This is a genomic window from Anoxybacillus sp. LAT27, assembly GCF_022030075.1.
GTDB classification, from domain to species: domain Bacteria; phylum Bacillota; class Bacilli; order Bacillales; family Anoxybacillaceae; genus Anoxybacillus; species Anoxybacillus kestanbolensis.
Map to the genome: position 1 here is coordinate 1 of NZ_JAIWYK010000056.1, position 329 is coordinate 329.

Below are 329 nucleotides of genomic sequence, written 5' to 3' on the forward strand. Positions count from 1 at the left end.
ATCTGTCTCTTACATTTGAAGAAAGCCTCCGATATATGAAAGGAGAAACATTACAAACGAACGGAGATCGTGGATGGATATTAGTGACTATTGATGGATATCCGCTTGGTTGGGGCAAAGAAGTAAAAGGAGTTGTAAAAAACTTTTATCCTAAAGGATTGCGAATCAAATAGGATGTCCCAGCTTGTCGACAAAGTCGACAAGCTGTTTTAATATATAGGTATAAGGGTATAGGAGGGGGAAATCGGATGCTTCAACGTCATCAAGAAGATCGTAGACATGTGGAAACAACGGTAAAGATTGATGACCTTGTTCCTGAGGATCACCTT

1 protein-coding gene is annotated in these 329 nt (G+C 39.8%); it reads left to right on the forward strand.

The annotated features are described in order from the left end of the window. On the forward strand, positions 1-173 hold a 173-nt coding region (locus LD028_RS02515), incomplete at its 5' end, for a methyltransferase RsmF C-terminal domain-like protein (protein WP_483298293.1). Positions 174-329: the final 156 nt, after the last annotated feature.